Source organism: Exiguobacterium sp. s56 (assembly GCF_018618255.1).
Classification (GTDB): Bacteria; Bacillota; Bacilli; order Exiguobacteriales; family Exiguobacteriaceae; genus Exiguobacterium; species Exiguobacterium chiriqhucha.
In genome coordinates, this window is sequence record NZ_JACSLR010000003.1 from 15968 (window position 1) to 35910 (window position 19943).

Here is a 19943-nt window from a genome sequence, read left to right on the forward strand (position 1 = left end):
CGTCCCTCCCCTTGTCAGTAATCTTCTTATGCGACTTTGTTTTTCTCGATCTCGCCTTTTTTCATGTAACGTTTCGACAGGGCGAGCGTCAACACGAACGGAATGACGAGGGCGATGACCATCCCGACGATAAAGATGAGAATCTTATCGGTGAAGATCGACAGGAATCCAGGAAGACCCCCGACCCCGACAGCGAACGCTTGGACGTCGTTCAATGTGATGAACACCGCCGCGACGGCCGACCCGATCATCGCCGAGTAGAATGGGAACTTGTTCGGCAAGTTCACCCCGAACATGGCCGGCTCGGTAATCCCGAAGAATGCCGAGATCGATGACGTCGAAGCCATACTCTTTTGTTTGGCGTCGTGTTTGAACACGAGGAACATCGCGAGTGCGGCTGCACCTTGGGCGATGTTCGACAAAGCGAGCATCGGCCAGAGGAACGTCCCGTTCGTCTCCGCGATGAGCTGCAGGTCGATGGCGAGGAACAAGTGGTGCATCCCGGTAACGACGAGTGGTGCGTAGAGCAGACCGAACAGGAGTGCCCCGACGACCGGTACCGCTTCGAATACGTTGACGATTCCTGTTGCAATCAAGTTACCGAGGCCACGTGTGAGCGGTCCGACAATCGAAAGCGCAAGGAAACCAGTGATGACGATTGTCGTGATTGGCACGACGAGCAATTGAATCGCATTCGGTACATGTTTTTTCAAGAAAATCTCAATATGGCTCAAAATGAAGGCCGCGGCCAAAATCGGAAGAATCTGACCTTGGTAGCCAACTTTCTCGATTTCGAACAAGCCGAGGATATTGAACGTCGGAACGTCGCCTTCCAGCGCTGCTTGTCCGTAACCCCATGCATTCAAGAGATCCGGGTGGACGAGCAAGAGACCCATGACGATCCCGAGCACTTCGCTGCCGCCGAACCGTTTCGTCGCCGACCAACCGACGAGTGCCGGGAGGAAGACGAACGCCGTGTTCGCCATCATGTTGACGAGATCCCATAACCCTTGTAGGTTCGGATATTCCTCAATCAGCGTCGCACCTTCGACGAACAGTCCTTCTGAGGCGAGCAAGTTGTTAATCCCCATCAATAGACCGGCAACGATGATGGCCGGGATGATCGGCATGAACACGTCCGAGAACACTTTGACGAGTTTCTGGAGCGGGTTCATCTTCTTGCCGCCAGACGATTTGACCTCGGCGACCGTCGCCGCTTCAAGCCCAGCGAGTTTGATGAACTCGGCGTAGACACGCTCGACGTCCCCGGCCCCGATGACGACCTGATACACACCCGAGTTTTCGAATGCGCCTTTGACGAGATCGGCTTCTTTCACTTTCGCTTCATTGACGAGCGACTGGTCTTTCAACGAAAGACGGAGCCGCGTGACACAGTGTGCTGCTTTGTCGACGTTATCCTTGCCCCCGATGGCTTCAAGGATATCCGCGGCGATTTGACGATAATCTGCCTTCATATTGTAGGCCTCCTTTGTTTGAAAACGTTTGTTGAAAACGGTTACTTATGAGTACAAACAAAGTTTAACTTATATAGATAAGTCCTGTCAACAACTTATCTATATAAGTTAGGTGTGACAACTATGTGACAGGCGTTCAGTATTTTTGTTCCCTCTTGCCTTGATTCAAAACGACAAAAAAGACTCCTTTCGAAAAAGGAGCCTTATCGGCGCGCCACATCGCTGAACTGGAACTTGTCGAGCCGGTGGCGGGACTCGGTATATTCGAACTGTCTGCCCTCATAGAGGAACGTGTCGTTCGTGATGACGATGACGTATTCATAATCGTGCAGATCGAGCCGCAACCGGTCGAGCTCGGTCACGTCCTCGGCCGCGATCTTCCGTTTGGCGTAACTGATTTGCATCCCGAGCTCGTGCTCGGCATAGGCGTAAATCGATTGCGCGGCGATCTCTTCTGTCAGGCCGGGCACGAGGTCTTTGACGAAATAGTTCACGTCCAAGATGACGTTCTCACCGTCGAAGTTGCGGACCCGCTCAATCCGGTACATCCGTGTCCCCGGCGTCAAGTTCATCCGGTCGGCGAGCCACGCCGGCGCCTCGATGTCCTCGAACGAGGCGACCGATGTCTGAATCGAGCGACCGAGCATGCTGGCGTACACTTCCGAGAAACTGACGATACCGTTGAACTGGAATTCGATTTGATCGCGCCGCAGCACGAACACGCCTTTCCCGTGATGCTTCCGGACGTAGCCGTGCTCTTGGAGCAAATCGAGCGCTTTCCGGACCGTCCCTCGACTCGCCTCGTACTCGTGCATGAGTTCGGTCTCGGACGGCAGTTTCGATTCCGCCGCATACTCGCCCGTCTTCATCCGCTCGGCGAGGCGCTCATAGATTTGACGATATTTGGCCACAGGCTCACTCCTCTCTATCGAAAAAGACGACCAGATGGCCGTCTTTTGTTTACCATTCGCGGCGATACCACGTGATGCCGATCGCGCCTGGTCCGAGGTGTGTCCCGATGACCGGTCCGAAATGACCGCCCGTGACATGCGCCTGTGGAAACTTCTGTTTCATCGAGGCGATTTCCTCAGCCTGACGTTCCGGGCAGTTGGCGTGGATGATGCCGATACAGTAGCCTGCCCCGTCGCCTTGAATCGACTGTTCCATCATCTCTTCGATGCGACGGACCGCCTTCTTGTACGTTCGAATCTTCTCAAACGGGACGATCATCCGGTCTTGGAAATGCAGCACCGGTTTGATTTGAAGGAACGACCCGACGAGCGCTTGCGCCGCGCTGAGTCGGCCGCCTCGTTGGAGGTGGTCGAGGTCATCGACGACGAAGTACGCCCGAATCAACTCGCGCATCTTTTCAAGGTGAGCCATGATTTCTTGCGCCGACGCGCCTGCATCGCGTAAATGAATCGCTTCCTCGACGAGGAACGCTTGAGGCATACATGAGATCTCCGAATCGAATGCGTGGACGTTGACGTCGACCATGTCGTTCAAGGCGATCATCGATTGATACGTCCCGCTGATGCCGCTCGAGAGCGTGATCGCGATCACGTCCGTCACCTCGTTCGGGAGACGCTCAATCAGTTCAATCGTTTCACCGATGCTCGGCTGGGACGTCGTCGGCAAGTTCCCTGCCTCGATCCGGTCATAAAAAGCCTCGGTCGTGATATCGACGGCTTCGCGGAACGACTCCCCGTCAAAAATCACGCTGAGCGGTGCGACGTGGACGTCGTGGCGCTCACAAAATTCGGCCGGCAAATAGGCGGTACTGTCGGTCAAAATGGCTATGTTTCCCATGCTATATCCTCACTTTACATCGTTTCATTTTCCAATTGAATGTGGATTCCATTCCATATTGTAGCATAAAAACGATGTATTGCATCGGTCGAGGTCAAATCTCGACCCATCCGCGACGGATGGCATCGACGACGGCTTGTGTGCGGTCGTTCACTTCCATCTTGCGGAGTACAGATGAGACGTGGTTCTTGACGGTCTTCTCGCTGATGAACAGCATATCGCTGATGTCGCGGTTCGAGCGGCCCTCGGCGAGCAAGTGCAACACTTCGACTTCACGGCGTGAGAGCAATTGGTATACCGGATCGTCGGTACGGCTCTCGACGTTACGGCCAGCCTGTTCGCCTTTGAATTGGAGTAAACGACGGTACTCTTTCAAGACGTTCGTCGTCACTTTCGGGTGTAAGTAGGCCCCGTCCTTTGCGACCGAACGCACGGCCGAGATGAGCTCGGTCGATGCGACTTCTTTGAGCAAGAACCCAGATGCTCCGGCTTCGAGTGCATGCGTGATGTACGACTCATCGTCGTGAATCGACAAGATGAGGACGCGCGTCTCTGGTGAGAGCACCGACAACTGTTTCGTCGCCTCAATCCCGTTCAATTCAGGCATGTTGATATCGAGAATCAAGATTTCCGGCTTGTGGTCCGCGGCGATGCGAATCGCCTCGATCCCGGTCCGTCCTTCGGCGACGACCGTGAACTCGTCCTCTAAATCAAAAATCCGTTTCAAGCCTTCTCGAAACAGCTCATGGTCATCCACAATCGCGATGCGTGTTTGTAATTGTTCCATCTGGATACTCCCCCTTGTTCTTGTCTTACGTGATCGGAATCGACATGCGGACGACTGTCCCTTTGCCGACTTCCGAATCAATGGTCATGCTTCCGTTCACCAGCTCGATCCGTTCTCGCATCCCCACGATCCCGAATGACTCTTCGCCAATCGAACTCGGCACGAATCCGACCCCATGGTCGCGTACATGAATATGTATCGCATCATGCGCTTGCTCGACGTTGACGATAATCTCCGCCGTCTTCGAATGTTTGATCGCGTTTTGGACGGCCTCTTGGACGAGCCGGAACACGTTAATCTCCAATTTCTCAGGCAGTCGGGCCCGCGACCCCCGGTAGTTGAGCCGGGTCTTGATGGCCGTGTATTCCTCAGTCTGATGGAGATACCGTTCGAGCGTTGGCAAGAAACCGAGGTCGTCAAGCGACATCGGACGAAGGTCGTAGATGAGACGCCGGACGTCGACGAGCGCGCCGCGGATGAGGCGTTTCAGCTCGTGCAGTTCGGCGAACGCCTCGTCTTTCCCCCGCTTGTCGAACGTCTTCTCGATCAAGTCGGCCCGAATCAAGATGTGGGCAAGCGATTGCGCTGGTCCATCGTGCATTTCACGGGCGAGGTGACGACGTTCACGTTCGGCCGCTTCAAAAACGCTGATTGCCATCTCTTGCTTCTTCATCATGTCCGAGTACTCTTGTTGCAGGTCGTCCCGCAGGAAGTTCAGCACGACGGAGACGCGGCTGACGAGCTTGTCGGCCCGCTCAATCGTGTCCTCGAGGATGAGCAGGCGGCGCTCAAGGTCGTTGCGACGCTGTTGGCCGGCCATCTCTTCTTTTTGGATGAGAAAACGCTCGAGCTGCATTTGGTTGGCGCGTTCGTACGCCTCCCGAATCTCTTGTTCGCTATGTATATGAAACTTCTTGCTCACTTGGACGAGTTTGTTCTTCGCCGCTTTCACGAGCAGGTCGAGCCGTTCCGACTCCTCGATGTAAAACTCAATCTTTTGCGTCAACTCTTTCAGTTCGTTCTGAATCAACGAATATTCGTTGGCCGAACTCTCGGTAATCCGGACGATCTCCTCTTTACTTTCCGTCACCGTATCAATCATATTTGTTATGATATGTTCTAAAGCTGTACGATCGGTAATATGATTCACGATGCCATCCCCTAATAATTCGGTAGTAAGTCCTCATCTATTCCTATTATCGTCTGCGGAACGTTCGTTTACAGTGAAACTTGGAGGCTCTCCTTCCCTTTCGCCGCAACTGGCGTTGACGCCTACTTGAATTTTAAAAAAAATATTCAAAAATAGAAAGGAGAATTTTCAGAAATGTCTGCTGAACAAAATTATACTATAAAACAAGACGGAGAATACGAGGTCGTCATTCAAAAGTCAAAATTTATCGCCCACTTCAAACGGGTCACGTCCGAAGAGGAGGCGCAGGCGTTCATCCAAGCCATCAAGAAGGCGCATTGGAACGCCAATCATAACTGTTCGGCCTATATCATCGGCGAACGGAACGAGTTCCAAAAAGCGAACGATGACGGCGAGCCGAGCGGGACGGCCGGGCTGCCGATGCTCGAAGTGCTCCGGAAACGCGAGTTGAAAGACACGGTCGTCGTCGTCACCCGCTACTTCGGCGGCATCAAGCTCGGCGGCGGCGGACTGATCCGCGCTTACGGTGGCACGGTGAGCGAAGGTCTCGACGCGGTCGGCATCGTCGAGCGCATCCCGATGCAACGCTTGACGCTAACGGTCGATTACGGCTGGATCGGCAAGGTCGAGAATGAACTGCGGCAATCGTCGTACCTCCTCGACGACATCGTCTACGCGGACACCGTCACGTTCCACATCTCGGTTCCGGTCGAAGAGACCGAGGCCGCGATGGCATGGCTCGTCGATTTGACGAACGGACAAGGGGGACTCGAGACCCAGGACCAGCGCATCATCGAACGTGATTTTGTGCGGTAGGTCACGTATACTAAAGGAAACGAATGAAATGAGGAGACGACATGGAACAAGACTCCCGCAAGAAACGCCCCGTGTGGAAGATCGTCCTGCTCGTGCTCGGCCTCGTCCTGTTGATTGGCGGGTCGGCCTTCGGCTACTTCGTCTTTAAGGCGAACGAGACGGCGGAGAACACGAACAGCGAGCTGACACGAGGTGACAAGTCGGACCGTCGGGAAGAGACGGTCGACCTGACGAAAGATCACTTCTCCGTCCTACTCGCCGGCGTCGATGGCGGTGCCTCGCTCGAGGAAGGACGGACCGACTCGCTCATGGTGGCGACGTTCAACAAGGAATCGCGCCAAGTGACGCTCGTCAGCATCCCGCGCGACTCATACGTCGACATCGTGACGACGGACGGCGAGTTCAAAGACAAGATCAACCATGCCTACGCCTACGGCGGCATCGACACGACGATTGCGACGGTCGAGAAGCTGTTCGACATTCCGATCGACTACTACGCGACGATCAACTTTGACGGCATCGAGGATCTCGTCGATGCGGTCGGCGGCGTCGAGGTCGATGTGCTCGTCCCGATCTCGGGCCGGGCGACCGGCAACGTCGAGCTCGAACCTGGCGTCCAAATGTTAGATGGAAAAGAAGCACTCGCCTACGCGCGCATGCGCAAAGACGACCCCGAGGGTGACGTCGGACGGGCGAAACGTCAACAGCAGGTGCTCGAGGCCATCATCAACGAGGCGACGACGATCAATTCGTTCACGAAGCTCAACCGGATCATGAATGCGGTCGGCGATAACATCCGAACGAATATGTCCTTGTCCGAGGCGTCACAGCTGCAGCCGTACACGAAGTCGCTCCGGTCGTTCAACCAAGAGACGCTCGCAGGCGGTGACTTGACGCTCGGCGGTGTGTATTACTACGAACTCGACCCTGCCGACTTGAGCGAGAAACGCACACTCTTGAAGAGCGAGCTCGGCCTGCCGGTGACGGCGGAAGACAGTGACAACGGAACCGGCGACGGCTTGAATGAAACGGAAGACGGTTTCAGCGAGACGACGACCTACTGACCAAACAAAAGCCCAAGGACACGATGTCCTTGGGCTTTTGTTGATGCTTCATGTCTTCGGTCGTCCGAGCAGACGCCGGGACGTCTGGATAATCGGCTTATAGTTCGGGTGAATCAACTCGGTCGACTCGACGATCAGCTCGATGACGATCAGGACGATGACGAACGTGATGATGGCTCCGAGCATCGTCGTCTTCGCGAACAGAATCGAGGCGATGCCGAAGAAGAACGTCATCCCATACATGAGCAGGACGGCTTGCCGCGTCGTGAAGCCCATATCGATTAACTGGTGATGCATATGCGACTTATCAGGCGACATCGGCGGACGCCCTTGCACGAGCCGACGGACGATCGCAAAAATCGTGTCCGAGATCGGCAGACCGAGCAAGAGGACCGGGACGACGAGCGAGAACAGCGTCACGTTCTTGAATCCGATCAAGGAGAAGACGGCGAGCATATAGCCGAGGAAGAGCGCCCCGGTGTCGCCCATGAATATCTTCGCTGGATAGAAGTTATGGACGAGAAAGCCGAGCGTGCTCGCCAGGAGCAACAGCGCCATCATCGTCAAATAAACGTTCCCTTGGATGATTGCGAGCAGCGCGATCGTCCCGAGGGCGATGCTCGAGACCCCGGCGGCGAGTCCGTCGAGACCGTCGATCAAGTTGATGGCGTTCGTGATGCCGATCAGCCAGAGCACCGTCACCGGGATGCTCCACGAACCGAGATACAGCTGTTGGTCGAACGGCAGGTTAATCAATTCGATGCGCATACCTGAGTTCAAGACGATGACCGTCGCGATCATCTGGCCCATCAGTTTGACGCGGGCCGTCAGTTGGAAGCGATCATCAATCAAACCGGTCAACAGGATGACGACCGCCCCAATCAAGATGGCATCGTTATAACGGCTCGTCGGCAATAGGAGCGCATAGCCGATAAAGAAAGCGATGAAGATGGCGAGGCCGCCGATCCGTGGCATCGTCCGTAAATGTACTTTTCGGGCGTTCGGGTGATCGACCGCTCCGATCAGAAAAGCAAACCGGCGAACGAGCGGCGTGATCAAGATGGCCATCACAAAACTGACCAACATGGCAATCCATAACATGGGCCAACGTTCCTCTCTCATAAAAAAATAGACTCTGGCGAATTATAGCATATTTCCCGTGAGGCGAGACGTATCAGAAATGTTACAACAAAAAATCCCGACGAGTGAATCTCGTCGGGTCTGGTCAGGCGTGGGCCGGGTGCGTCGTCACGTCATCCGTGGCTTCGTATGTATATAACCCGCGTCCTACTTTTTTGATGTCAGGATTGACGGACTCAATTTTCACCATTAGCTGGTAAATATTGCTAATGTGGTGACGATAACGCAACTCGAGCTCCATTTGAATGTCCCGCACGCTCATCGTCTTCCGTTCCTTCAACAGGTCTGTTACCTGATGGACATAGACCTCGAGTGGATAACGTTGATTGACGCGACGTGGGCGCATTCGTTTTGACGGATCGAGTAGCGATTCTTCTTCCCGCTTGTTCCGGTTCAGTTCCGAAATCAAATACTCGGCCCGGCGTTGCAGCTGGCGATACGACTCTTCGATCTCCATCAGTTCCCGATAAATATTTTCATTCACGTTTGTAGATTCCATGCACAAATCCTCCTCTACACCTAATTGATGTTCCCCATCACCCAAATTCATCAATTATTACCAGTTATTACTTGTTCCCATATAAAAGTGTAACGGTTTTGTAATGTACTTGTCATCTATTTTTAGGCATTTCTATCTATTTTAGGTCTTTTGGACCAACACAAAAAGATGACGACTGTTCGGGGCAGTCGTCATCTCACGGAAGATGATCGTAGTCTTTACGCGCCGACGCGTTCGAGGATGCGTGCGAGCGAGAGTTCATCGGTCGAAGAAACGATGAGGTCTGCATGACCGAGCATCGACTCTTCCCCGACGGCGACAGCAAACATGTTTGCCGCTTTGATTGCAGTTACGCCTGCAGCTGCGTCTTCAACGCCGATGGCATGTTCGGGTTTCACGCCAAGGGCAGAGGCAGCCTTCAAAAACACTTCGGGATGTGGTTTTGATTCGGCGACAGTTGCTGCATCGACAATGTGATCGAAGTAATGACGGACACCAAGTGCGTCTACGACCGCGAATGCGTTTTTAGAAGCCGAAGCCATTCCGATTTTGAGACCAGCCTCTTTAATTTCATCGAGGAATGAAATGATGCCCGGCAACAAGTCGGCTGAAGAGATGTGTTGAATGAGTTCAACGTAATGCTCGTTCTTCTTCTGTGCGAGTTCCGCTTTTTCATCCGGTGTGAAATCGTCCTGTCTTCCACCGAGCGCGAGGATGCGCTCGAGCGAGTCCGTCCGACTCACGCCTTTTAGCGTCTCATTGAACTCGCGGTCAAACGGAATATCGAGCTCTTCTCCAAGTTGTTTCCAAGCGAGGTAATGGTACTCCGCGGTGTCAGTGATGACACCGTCCAAATCAAAAATGACTGCTTCAATCGTCGACATACATGCTTTCCGCCTTTCCTTCTAATGCTTCTGTCGTCAGACTACATTAAGGGAACTTGACAAGTACCCGTTGCACGATTGGTCATTGATGCAAACGGTTGCACTTGTTCGATTTCTATTATAAATGAAAAAGCCATCATCATGCAACCGCTTTCGCAAAAAAATAAAAAAGCAGGAGAAGCAGGTGCTTCTCCCACGACTTATAATTGGATTCCGACGACTTTCACGTTCACCGATAACGGTGTCATGGCAAGCATCGTGTCCATGTCTTGCGTGATGCGTTCTTGCACGGCCGTCACCGTCTTGACGATCGATTGACCGTACGCGATGTAAAGTGACAAGTTGATTGTGACGCCTTCTGACGACTCGTCGACTTTGACGTGCTTCATGAGCGCGCGCTCTGACAATTTCGTATCTTCTTGTGTGAACGACACGTATTTCGTCTCTTTGACCACGACAGCGGCGATCATTTCCACGACGTGGCGTGAGACGTTGACGTCTCCTTCAGTGCTGTGCATTCCATTTTCGTATGGCATGGTGTCACTTCCTTAACTCTAGTTTCGCTTCCCACCTTAAAGTGTAGCGGAAAACCGCCATTTAGAAAAGGGGTTACGATTTGGCTTCCTTCACATCTTGGGCGCGACGGACGTCGATCTCGACGAGTGGCTTCAACAACTTGACGACCGGCGGACTGATAATGACCACGACCATCAAGAACGAGACGCCGAACAAGACGAGCAACTGGAGCCACGATGTCGGCATGAAGCCGGCCGGAACGAACGCCTTCCAGGCTACGACGAGGAAGACGTGCACCAAATAGACGTAAAGACTATACTTCCCGGCCCGGGTGAACACCGGCAGTTCTCGGCCAGGAATCATCAAGGCGAAGCTGATCGCCATGAGCGTCGACACTGTATAGACGATCAAGAAGGCGAACGGTCCGCTCCAGATCGCCTCTGGCACCGCCGTCTCATAGGCGAACCGGAACTTGAACAAATTACCGATATGATAGAATGTGCCCTCCTGTTGGAAGCTCATTGAGGCGAGCAGTCCGAGCGTGAGCGTCGTGAAGACGGCAAAGCCGCCGATCCGGTAACGGTTGCGCTGCTCGGCCCGCTTCGGCAGTTCAAAAAAGTTCATCGTGTTGCGCTCGCTCATCCAGTTCCCGATCAAGAAGAACGGATAGAACATGATGACTTTCCGAAGCGCAAAGAACCCGGTCGACTCGGCTTGGAAGCCGAACAAGAGCGCGAACAAGAGCGCAAACAGCACGTATCCTTTCAATTGTGTCACGTATGGGGTGATGACGTACCAGATGATGATCGCCATCAAATACCAGAGCGCCCAATACGGCGTCAAGATATTTAGCGCAGGGTTCTCGAGCGACAACAGCGGGATGCCCTCGGTGAAGGCGAACCACGAGCCGAGAATCACTTGCCAAATGACGTAGACGACGAACAACTGGATGACGCGCAAATAACGGTTCTCCCGGAAGAAGTAACCGCTCAACATGATGAACAACGGCATGTGGAACGTGTATAAAAATAAATAGACCCATTTCGGCAGGATGTCGTCATACGCGCCGCGTACGTCGGTCAACAAGTGACCGAACACGACGAGCAAGACGAGCACGCCTTTAATATTATCGTACCAATGATTTCGCATGTCTTTCCCTCTAGTTCTTTATTAGTTTTCTGATGTTCTCTCTTTTTTGCCTCATCCATCATAGCCGATTTTTTGAGCTGATGAAATTACGATTCCACAAAAAAATGATGACTTCACTGTCATCATTCCCCGGATTTGCCCTCCGCAAGCCGAAACGTCAAGAAATCTTCAAGCTAGAGCACGTTTCGCGCGTATTCAAATAGACGAGAGTGGGTACAGTATAGTATAGTAGTCTTACTAAATAATCAGAATATTCTAATAAAAGGAGGTGTGGAGAATGGCTTCCGTCATCCGTAACCGTCATCATATGGTGCATGACCCGAAACGTTCATTCTCTAACTTCGGATTTTGGTGGTTCACCGGCGCCTTTTCCGTCGGACTGCTCATCGTCGCCTTCGAACCCATCCGGGAACGATTTACCGCCATCCATCCGATTCTGTCTGCCCTGTCGTTCGTGTTCATCTCGTTCTTCATCGGTGTCGCCATGAAGCTCGCCCGGGACGTCTGGTGGCTTAATTATCTGCTTGAGCGCACATCGAACCGGTATATGTACATCGGCGCGGATACGCTCCGCGGTTGGCAGTACACGCTTGACTCCATCTGGTTATTGACCCGCACGTCACAAAAAAAGCTCGGCCGATTGTATATCCAAATCGACCGAACCGTTCGTTCTGAAGAGGCGAAACGTCTGTTCGCCGCCTATTTGATTGATCGAGGTGTGCTCGTCGTCTATTCGAGACCACCGAAACCGAAGAAGATGGCTTAACCGAGGAACGGTTCTAGCCATGCCCGAGCTGCCTCGACTTCTTCCATGCGCAGCTCGTGCCCACCTCCGTGATAGAAGAGTTCGACGTCCGCTCCGGCACTCCGTAGCGTCGACGTGAGCTCTTCTGTTTCTGTTTTCGGGCAAATCGGGTCACGTTCTCCGGCCGAGATAAACACGTTCGCACCAGCGAGGTCCGGTAACGTAAGCGAGCGGTCCGGGACCATCGGGTGGAATAAGAGCGACGCGTGGAATGCGTTTTGTCGGTACAGCGCCGAGCCGATCAAGTTGGCGCCGTTCGAATAACCGAGCGGAATCATCTTGGCCCGGTCGATGCCGTACTCTGTCGTGGCGTCATCCAAAAACGTCAAGAACCGTTCCGTCTGTTTCTTCAAGTCCTCGAGGTCGAGGACGCCTTCCGCGTGACGGCGGAAGAAGCGGGACATGCCGTTCTCGAGGACGTCCCCGCGCAGCGTCAAAATGTTCGCCTCGGGGGCGAGGATTCGAGCGAGCGGAATCAAGTCCTGTTCCGTCCCTCCTGTACCGTGCAATAAAACGAGTGTCGTCTCGGTCGTGCCTTTGATGAATTGATGAATCATGTCATGTCTCCTCTCGGGATTGTAATCGTCGGTAACGTGCGAGTGATCGCCTCGCGGTCTTGTTCGAACCAAGCCGGGAGTTTGAGTGTCGAGCCGAGGCCCTCCAAGCTCTCATCAATCAAAAAGCCAGGGGCATCGGTCGCCAGTTCGTGAAGAATTCGGCCGCCGTCATGGAAGTAGACCGAGCGGAAATAATGACGCTCTTTCACTTCGGTCGGGCGTAGCCCGAGCTCGAAGATGGCGTCTTGCCATGAGGCATAGTCTTCCCCGTCATTGATGCGCCAGGCGATATGATGGACCGTCCCCGAACCAGGAACCCCGTTCGGCAGGATGGTCTTTTTCACGTCGATGACGTTGCCGTAGTCGGCCGTCGCCTCAAGGCGAATCCATTCTGAATCTTCCCCTACCGTCTCAAAGCCAAACAGCCCCGTCAATAGGCGAACCGTCGCCTCCGGGTCTTTCGACAACAACGTCGCCCCGGCAAAACCAACAATCGCCTCGCGTGACGTCACGCCCGGCACGACCCAACTTGTCTGTTTCGTACTGGTCCGGGCGACAAGCTCGACGACAAGTCCGTCCGGGTCTTCAAACAGGAGCGACGGCTCGCCGAACCGTTCGGTCGCGACCGTACCGACGCCATGGTCGTTCAATCGTTTCTCCCAGAACAACAGACTGCCTTCCGGGACGAGATAAGCCGTGACCCCGACCTGTCCGCTGCCGACGCTACCTTTGCCGATCCCAGGGATCGGGAAGAACGTGATGACCGTCCCCGGCGCTCCTTGCTCGTCCCCGAAGTAGAGGTGATACGTGCCCGGGTCGTCGAAGTTGACCGTCTGTTTGACGAATCGAAGTCCGAGGACATTCCCATAAAAATCTAATGTACGTTGTGGGTCTTTCACCATCGCCGAGATGTGATGGATACCCGCTGATTGCTTCGTCATGTCATGTCCTCCTTTTTATTATCTTGATTTCAAGATAAATCATTTTTGAAGAAATGTGAAACTTTTTGCTCAACATGGCGTACGCTACTAGTAGACACCTATAAGGAGGTACATTCTATGACGTTACAAATTGATCGTGTCTCGAAGCAGTTCGGCGACTTCACGGCCGTCGACGACTTGAGCTTTCATGTCCCAAAAGGCGAGATGTTCGGGCTGCTCGGGGCGAACGGCGCCGGTAAGACGACGACGTTCCGCATGATTCTCGACATCCTCAAACCGAGTGCCGGGACGATTACGTGGGACGGCCGCAACGTCGATCATCGCATCGTCGGCTATTTGCCGGAAGAACGGGGCCTTTATCCGAAGTCACCCGTCCGTGACCAGCTCGTTTTCTTGGCTAGCCTGAAAGGCATGCGGCAGGCCGAGGCGAAGCGGGCCGTCAAGACGTGGCTCGAACGGCTCGAGATCCCTCAGTATGAGACGATGCGCGTCGAACAACTGTCAAAAGGGAACCAACAGAAGATTCAACTCGTGGCCGCCCTGCTCCACAACCCGGAACTGCTTATTCTCGATGAACCGTTCAGCGGGCTCGACCCGGTCAACGTCGAGATTTTAAAACGTGAAGTGCTCGCCCTCCGTGACGCCGGGACGACAATCGTCTTCTCCAGTCACCGGATGGAACACGTCGAAGAGCTGTGCCAACATATCGGCATTTTGAAAGGCGGCCGTGCCGTCGTCAGCGGCGACGTCCCGACGATCAAAACTCGTTACGAGGAGCCGGTACTATTCATCGAGACCGATCGCCCGGACCTGCTTCAAGCCCTCCCGGTCGTCCGGGCGGTCGAACCACATAAGGACGGCCATTTCGTTCGGCTCGACTCGTTCGACGACAGCGATGCGGTGCTCGGTGCCCTCGTGGCGAACGGGGCCGCCATCAAGACGTTCATGCGCCAGCCCGTCTCATTAAACGACATCTTCATCAAGGAGGTCGGCCAACATGTTTCATAACTTCGGACCACTTTACTCGTTCACGTTACGCTCGAAACTGCGCTCGAAGGCGTTCCTCATCTCGACGCTGTTGACGATTCTGTTCATCTTCGGTTTCACGAACATCGACCGATTGCTCGCGAATTTCGAGGACACAGACCAGGCGCAAGCCATCCTCGTCACCGACAATAATGAACTGACGACGCTCATGCAGTCGCTCGGTTATGAGGACATCGAATCGTCCGCGATCTCCGAGTCCGAAGCGCGCGCTGGGCTCGATAACGGCGACTATGAGATCGTCGCCTTCATCGAAGGGGATTCGGCCCGCGTTTTATCGGAACGGCCGGAACCGGATTTCACGACGGTGTTACAGACGGCGCTACGCGAAGTCCGGAACGCCGAACTGATTGAGGCGTCGAACATCGATCCGACCGTCCTCGCGGCGTTGAATGAGCCCGTGACGGTCGAGGAATCGTATCTCGGCCGCGGCGGAGAGAACTCGGACGAGCTGTTCTCGTCGTTCGCCTTCGTCTACGTCATGCTCATGTTGCTCTACGTCTCGATTATCACATATGGGTCGATGATTTCGACCGAGGTCACGACCGAGAAATCGTCGCGTGTCATGGAGCTCATCATCTCGACGACGCACCCGGTGACGCATATGCTCGCTAAAATCTCGGCCATCGGGACGCTCGCCCTGCTCCAAATCGCCATCTTCCTCGGCTTCGGTTACTTCAGCGCCCGCAGCAACGAGATGGCCCAGTCGGTCATCGACAACGCCGGCAACGTCCGCGCCGTCGTCTATCTGTTGACGTTCTTCACGCTCGGCTACCTGCTCTATGCGGCCATGTTCGCCGTGCTCGGCTCGCTCGTCAGCCGGGTCGAGGAGTCGCAACAGATGACGATGCCGGTCATCATGCTGCTGGTCGCCGGGTTCCTCGCCGCCATGTTCGGCTTGAACAATCCGGAGGCACCGATCGTCACGATCCTGTCGTACGTGCCGTTCTTCACGCCGATGCTCATGTTCCTTCGCGTCATGCTCGTCGACGTGCCGGTGTGGGAAGTCGCGTTATCAATCGGCATCATGATCGCCACAATCGGTGTGATTTTGTGGGTCGGCTCGAAATTTTATCGCGGCGGCGTCTTGTTCTACGGCAACAATGCGATTAAACAATGGCGACAAATATTACAGAATCGACAATAACGTTTACAGCATTTTCGTTTTCGTATACTCTAAAGAATGTGCAAAATGAGGAGGAAACGAACTATGCGATCACGATTACTCGCAGCTTTAATCTTTACTTTCATGACGACGCTCACGACGTTCATCTGTTATACCGTCTTCTTGGACGCCGATGCGCTGTGGCAAATCTTGCTCGCATACGCAGGAAGCACGTTCCTCGGGACGCTCGCTTTTTGGTATCCGGTCAGCCGGCGTCCGGAGACGTCGCGGTTCGGCGGCGCGTGGATCGGCATCTTGATCACAGCGACGACGCTCATCGGATTCACCGCAATCCGCTTCACCGTTCGTGGTGACGCCGCGTCCTTACTCGACTGGCAGACGATGCTCGCGAGCCTAGCCTACACGTTCGGTTACGTCGGCTGGGTGCTCACGATTCTCAATATCGTGCTCGGCTTCCTACTTGCCGGGACACGACCGAAAGTACGCTACGACGCGCGCATGGCGCGTTAAGCGACAGAACGGCCACCCATTCGGGCGGCCGTTCTTTTTTATACTCGAAACCAGTTCCAGAACGAAGCACCTTGTGCCACAATCACATAATCCAACCAATCCGAAAAATTGAAGGGCAAGCGGTTCAACCTAGCATCCTCTTCATCAAAGCTCAAAAACTCCCCAATCCACATCCGATTTTCCGTCTCGTTTATGTATTCACAAACCATCCATTCTCCGTCACGTCCTGCCCCTACCGGAAAAAACTGAGCCGAACAGTCCCAGAGTTGCCGATGCTCAAGGATCTCATCGATTGAGAACAATTCGATTGCTCCGCCGTATTCCGGGTCTTCGAACAGTTTGGCTCCGTTCTGTTCGATTAACCATGAACGGACCTCTGCGGGTGTTTCTTTTGGCAACCGCTCTAGCTCCGTCGCAGTAGCTGGACCGTTGAAGGAGAATGTCAGCTGGTTCACGTATCCTTCTTCTAACTGGACCTCCAGCCGATTGTTCATCAATCGTTCTTTCAGTGCTTGAACAGCAATCATCACACTTCTCCTTTCATCCATAATGAAAAACCGTGGTCTCCCACGGCCGTCACTGCAATTTATACGATTTGTCGACGACCCCGAACTCCGTGTATTGGAACGAGTTGTCGACGAACTGGTCCGGTACGAGCTGCTCGATATAACGAGCGAACGGCACAATCCGATGCGTCGGTTCATGCGAGCGTCCTAGGTCGAGCACAGCATCGACGAGCGCCTCGAGCGCTTGATGTGACGTCGGTTCCTCGTCTTCGGCGAAGATGCGACGGAGTTCTTCCTCATGCATCAGGTCGAAGATGCGCATGCGCGCCTCGAGCTGCCGCTGCATGTCCTCGGTCGACTTGCCGTGCATCGCCTCGTCGTAGGCGAGCTTCATCTGTTCGAGCTCCGGGACCGTCCCTTTCATGAGCACTTTGAGCGATTCACCCGTCCAAATATGGCGGGCCAAATAATTCGCGTCGATCTTGAGCGCCTCGGCGAGCGCCTCTATGTAAGGCATCGTCGGGTAGACCTCACTCAGTTCGGTCCGGCGAATAAAGTACGGAGCGACGCCGATACGATCGGCGAGCGCCTCGACCGAGATGCCGGCCCGCTCACGTAAAATTCGAATCCGATCCCCATAACCCCGATACGGTGCGTTCTTTCCATCCATGTGTCTCTCCCCCTCTCTTTTTAGTATAGTTCCCGAATCCATAAAAAAATACTCGGAAGCGTATGCCTCCGAGTAAAATGTGCAACTTATTTTTTCGTCAATTCGACGACTTCTGAAGAACCGGCTGTGACCGTGTCGCCTTCAGCAACGAGTTTGTTGACGCCAAAGCTGTCGTGGTTCGTGATGATCACTGGTGTGATCGTCGACGGCGCGTTCGCTTTGATGAAGTCGAGGTCGAATGTGACGAGCGTGTCGCCAGCTTTAACCGCTTGACCTTCTGTCACGTGCGTTTCGAAGCCTTCACCTTTAAGGTTGACCGTGTCGAGACCGATGTGAATCAAGTACTCGGCACCGTTGTCAGCGTTGATCCCAATCGCGTGTTTTGTCGGGAAGACAGTCGCGATTGTACCGTTGACCGGCGAAACGACTTTACCATCTGTCGGTTCGACGGCGATACCGTCACCCATCATTTTTTGCGAGAACACTTGGTCAGGAACGTTTGTGATGTCAATGACCTTCCCTGTAAGCGGTGAAACCGCGTTAAGTTGTTCTTCTTTACCACCGAATAGTTTTTTAAAGAATCCCATAGCTTAATCCCTCCAACATGTTCTGTTAATCAAAGTCTTAGCTTTTATACCCGAAAAGCTTCCTCTTCAATCCCTACCCTAGAAACGGTATAGTTGTAATAAGGTAGTGCGAATTCGTTTACACATCGTAAGAATACGAGTGTGCAACCGCTTTTGCAAGCCCTTTTTACACTTTATAAAAATTTCACACGATGGAGGCGCTTACAATGACGACTTTCACAAAATTGTCATATGAACGGCCCAATTTGGAGGCTCTAAACAGCCGATTGTCGGACTATTCAGTCGAATTGCAACAAGCCAGCACACTCGAGGAAGCGAACGAATTGATTCGCCAAATCAACCAGGAACGGAACGAATTCGAGACGCAAAGTCAGCTCGTCTCGATCCGCCACTCGATCGACACGCGCGATGCGTTCTACGAGGCCGAGCAGACGTTTTTTGACGATGCCTTGCCGGTGTACGAGAAAGAAGTACAAGCGTATTATCGCGTCTTGACCGAGCACGACCTCCGCAGCCAACTCGAACAGGAATGGGGCAGCCAGTTATTCGAACTCGCCGAGCGCGCGCTCAAGACGTTCGAAGAGTCGCTCATCCCGAAACTACAGGAAGAGAACCGATTGACGACCGCTTATCAGAAGGTCATGTCGGCGGCCCAAATCGAATTCGATGGCAAGACGCTCAACTTGTCCCAGTTCGGCCCGTATCTGCAATCTCCTGACCGTTCAGTTCGAAAAGCGGCGTCCGAGGCCCGTTATACATATCTCGCCGACAACGGCGACGAACTCGACCGCATTTATGGTGAACTCGTACGCGTCCGGACCGACATCGCTCACACGCTCGGCTTCCCGTCGTTCGTTGAGCTCGGTTACGCCCGGATGCAACGTGTCGGCTATGACGAGTCAAACGTCGACAACTTCCGCAAGCAAGTGCGCGACGTCATCGTCCCGCTCGCGACGACGTTAAAAGAGAAGCAGGCGAAACGGATCGGTGTCGACACGCTCACGTACTACGACGAGTCGTTCGTCTTCCCGGACGGCAACGCGACACCGAAAGGCGACGAGGCGTTTATCATCGAGGGCGGGAACACGATGTACCGCGAACTCTCGAAAGAGACGGACGAGTTCTTCCAGTTCATGCAACAGCGCGGCGCTCTCGATCTTACGGCGAAACCGGGCAAGTCCGGTGGCGGGTACTGCACGTACCTCCCGTCAGAAGGTCTCCCGTTCATCTTCTCGAACTTCAACGGGACGGCCGGCGACATCGACGTGCTCACACATGAGGTCGGTCACGCCTTCCAAGTGTACGAGAGCCGTCATTTGACGACGCCAGAATACGCGTTCCCGACATACGAGGCGTGCGAGATTCACTCGATGTCGATGGAATTCTTCTGCTGGCCGTGGATGGAGCTATTCTTCGGCGACCAAGTCGACAAGTACAAGTTCAATCACTTGGCCGGAAGCATCACATTCTTGCCATACGGCGTCCTCGTCGATGAGTTCCAGCACGTCGTCTACCGCAACCCAGAAATGACGGCCGCTGAGCGTCGCCAGGCATGGCGTGACCTTGAAAAAGTGTACCTCCCGCACCGTGACTATGAGACGAACGGTTATCTCGAGTCAGGAGCTTGGTGGCACCAACAAGGGCACATCTTCCAAAGCCCGTTCTACTATATCGACTACACGCTCGCGCAAGTGTGTGCCTTCCAGTTCTGGGTGCGCATGCATGAAGACCGTGAAGCAGCGTGGAGCGATTACCTCACGCTCTGCCAAGCCGGCGGCAGCCGCTCGTTCCTCGAGCTCGTCGAGTTGGCCGGACTCAAGTCGCCGTTTGAGGACGGCGTGTTGAAACAGACGATTGGACAGATTGAAGACTACCTGTTGAAGCATCCGTTAGCGAACTAAAACGAAC

General features: G+C 54.0%; 22 protein-coding genes. 7 read left to right on the forward strand and 15 right to left on the reverse strand.

Features of this window, described 5'->3' with window-relative positions; translation table 11 throughout:
• Positions 1-26: 26 nt before the first annotated feature.
• From treP to KNP71_RS15990, 5 genes are all read right to left on the reverse strand, one after another.
• Complete coding sequence (gene treP / locus KNP71_RS04290; RefSeq protein WP_058764222.1) at positions 27-1475, reverse strand: PTS system trehalose-specific EIIBC component; 1449 nt, start codon at positions 1473-1475, stop codon at positions 27-29.
• A gap of 203 nt (positions 1476-1678) precedes the next feature.
• Complete coding sequence (gene treR, locus KNP71_RS04295) at positions 1679-2344, reverse strand: trehalose operon repressor (RefSeq protein ID WP_251132748.1); 666 nt, start codon at positions 2342-2344, stop codon at positions 1679-1681.
• Positions 2345-2435: 91 nt separating this feature from the next.
• Positions 2436-3284, reverse strand: a complete 849-nt coding sequence (locus KNP71_RS04300; protein WP_214830083.1) for a DegV family protein — start codon at positions 3282-3284, stop codon at positions 2436-2438.
• A 94-nt stretch (positions 3285-3378) separates the two neighbouring features.
• Positions 3379-4071, reverse strand: a complete 693-nt coding sequence (locus KNP71_RS04305) for a response regulator transcription factor (protein ID WP_021066543.1) — start codon at positions 4069-4071, stop codon at positions 3379-3381.
• 25 nt (positions 4072-4096) lie between these two features.
• Complete coding sequence (locus tag KNP71_RS15990) at positions 4097-5221, reverse strand: sensor histidine kinase (protein ID WP_201455031.1); 1125 nt, start codon at positions 5219-5221, stop codon at positions 4097-4099.
• Positions 5222-5395: 174 nt separating this feature from the next.
• Between KNP71_RS15990 and KNP71_RS04315 the strand changes: the two genes are divergently transcribed.
• The gene (locus tag KNP71_RS04315; protein ID WP_214714103.1) at positions 5396-6037 is read left to right on the forward strand and encodes a YigZ family protein; all 642 of its coding nucleotides are present in this window, start codon (positions 5396-5398) and stop codon (positions 6035-6037) included.
• Positions 6038-6078: 41 nt separating this feature from the next.
• Complete coding sequence (locus tag KNP71_RS04320) at positions 6079-7101, forward strand: LCP family protein (RefSeq protein WP_029594991.1); 1023 nt, start codon at positions 6079-6081, stop codon at positions 7099-7101.
• A gap of 48 nt (positions 7102-7149) precedes the next feature.
• Here the strand turns inward: KNP71_RS04320 and KNP71_RS04325 are convergent, their stop codons facing one another.
• The 5 genes from KNP71_RS04325 to KNP71_RS04345 all read right to left on the reverse strand — a co-directional run bounded on the left by KNP71_RS04325 (position 7150) and on the right by KNP71_RS04345 (position 11289).
• Positions 7150-8202, reverse strand: coding sequence for a glycosyltransferase family 4 protein (locus KNP71_RS04325; RefSeq protein WP_021066539.1), 1053 nt, complete (start codon positions 8200-8202; stop codon positions 7150-7152).
• A gap of 124 nt (positions 8203-8326) precedes the next feature.
• On the reverse strand, positions 8327-8740 hold the full coding sequence (locus KNP71_RS04330) for a Rok-like winged helix domain-containing protein (protein WP_021066538.1): 414 nt from the start codon (positions 8738-8740) through the stop codon (positions 8327-8329).
• A gap of 218 nt (positions 8741-8958) precedes the next feature.
• Positions 8959-9624 carry a beta-phosphoglucomutase gene (pgmB, locus tag KNP71_RS04335; RefSeq protein WP_021066537.1) on the reverse strand — a complete coding sequence of 222 codons (666 nt, stop codon included), beginning with the start codon at positions 9622-9624 and terminating at the stop codon, positions 8959-8961.
• A gap of 200 nt (positions 9625-9824) precedes the next feature.
• Positions 9825-10160, reverse strand: coding sequence for an Asp23/Gls24 family envelope stress response protein (locus tag KNP71_RS04340; protein WP_029594988.1), 336 nt, complete (start codon positions 10158-10160; stop codon positions 9825-9827).
• Between the two features lie 73 nt (positions 10161-10233).
• The gene (locus KNP71_RS04345; RefSeq protein WP_214830086.1) at positions 10234-11289 is read right to left on the reverse strand and encodes an acyltransferase family protein; all 1056 of its coding nucleotides are present in this window, start codon (positions 11287-11289) and stop codon (positions 10234-10236) included.
• Positions 11290-11566: 277 nt separating this feature from the next.
• On the opposite strand from KNP71_RS04345, the gene KNP71_RS04350 reads away from it, so the two are divergent.
• Positions 11567-12055 carry a hypothetical protein gene (locus KNP71_RS04350; RefSeq protein WP_029594986.1) on the forward strand — a complete coding sequence of 163 codons (489 nt, stop codon included), beginning with the start codon at positions 11567-11569 and terminating at the stop codon, positions 12053-12055.
• Here the strand turns inward: KNP71_RS04350 and KNP71_RS04355 are convergent.
• Positions 12052-12651: an alpha/beta hydrolase gene (locus tag KNP71_RS04355; RefSeq protein WP_214830089.1), complete on the reverse strand. Its 600-nt coding sequence runs from the start codon at positions 12649-12651 to the stop codon at positions 12052-12054. The genes KNP71_RS04350 and KNP71_RS04355 overlap by 4 nt on opposite strands.
• Positions 12648-13592: a VOC family protein gene (locus KNP71_RS04360; protein WP_058764237.1), complete on the reverse strand. Its 945-nt coding sequence runs from the start codon at positions 13590-13592 to the stop codon at positions 12648-12650. The genes KNP71_RS04355 and KNP71_RS04360 overlap by 4 nt, the downstream gene beginning before the upstream one ends.
• 117 nt (positions 13593-13709) lie before the next feature.
• Here KNP71_RS04360 and KNP71_RS04365 point away from each other — a divergent pair, with 117 nt between their 5' ends.
• The 3 genes from KNP71_RS04365 to KNP71_RS04375 all read left to right on the forward strand — a co-directional run bounded on the left by KNP71_RS04365 (position 13710) and on the right by KNP71_RS04375 (position 16272).
• The gene (locus KNP71_RS04365) at positions 13710-14600 is read left to right on the forward strand and encodes an ABC transporter ATP-binding protein (RefSeq protein WP_021066531.1); all 891 of its coding nucleotides are present in this window, start codon (positions 13710-13712) and stop codon (positions 14598-14600) included.
• Positions 14590-15783 carry an ABC transporter permease gene (locus KNP71_RS04370; RefSeq protein ID WP_021066530.1) on the forward strand — a complete coding sequence of 398 codons (1194 nt, stop codon included), beginning with the start codon at positions 14590-14592 and terminating at the stop codon, positions 15781-15783. The genes KNP71_RS04365 and KNP71_RS04370 overlap by 11 nt, the downstream gene beginning before the upstream one ends.
• Before the next feature lie 63 nt (positions 15784-15846).
• Positions 15847-16272: a hypothetical protein gene (locus KNP71_RS04375; protein ID WP_021066529.1), complete on the forward strand. Its 426-nt coding sequence runs from the start codon at positions 15847-15849 to the stop codon at positions 16270-16272.
• A 38-nt stretch (positions 16273-16310) separates the two neighbouring features.
• On the opposite strand, the gene KNP71_RS04380 is transcribed toward KNP71_RS04375, so the two are convergent.
• From KNP71_RS04380 to KNP71_RS04390, 3 genes are all read right to left on the reverse strand, one after another.
• Positions 16311-16799 (reverse strand): SMI1/KNR4 family protein, encoded by a 489-nt coding sequence (locus KNP71_RS04380; RefSeq protein ID WP_214830093.1) that lies wholly within the window; start codon positions 16797-16799, stop codon positions 16311-16313.
• Positions 16800-16848: 49 nt separating this feature from the next.
• Entirely contained in the window at positions 16849-17448 is a 600-nt protein-coding gene (locus KNP71_RS04385) for a helix-turn-helix domain-containing protein (RefSeq protein ID WP_214830096.1), read from the reverse strand.
• Positions 17449-17534: 86 nt separating this feature from the next.
• On the reverse strand, positions 17535-18035 hold the full coding sequence (locus tag KNP71_RS04390) for a PTS sugar transporter subunit IIA (RefSeq protein WP_029594982.1): 501 nt from the start codon (positions 18033-18035) through the stop codon (positions 17535-17537).
• Between the two features lie 206 nt (positions 18036-18241).
• Here KNP71_RS04390 and KNP71_RS04395 point away from each other — a divergent pair, with 206 nt between their 5' ends.
• A complete protein-coding gene (locus KNP71_RS04395; protein ID WP_029594981.1) occupies positions 18242-19936 on the forward strand; it encodes a M3 family oligoendopeptidase in 1695 nt (564 codons plus the stop codon).
• Positions 19937-19943 lie beyond the last annotated feature (7 nt).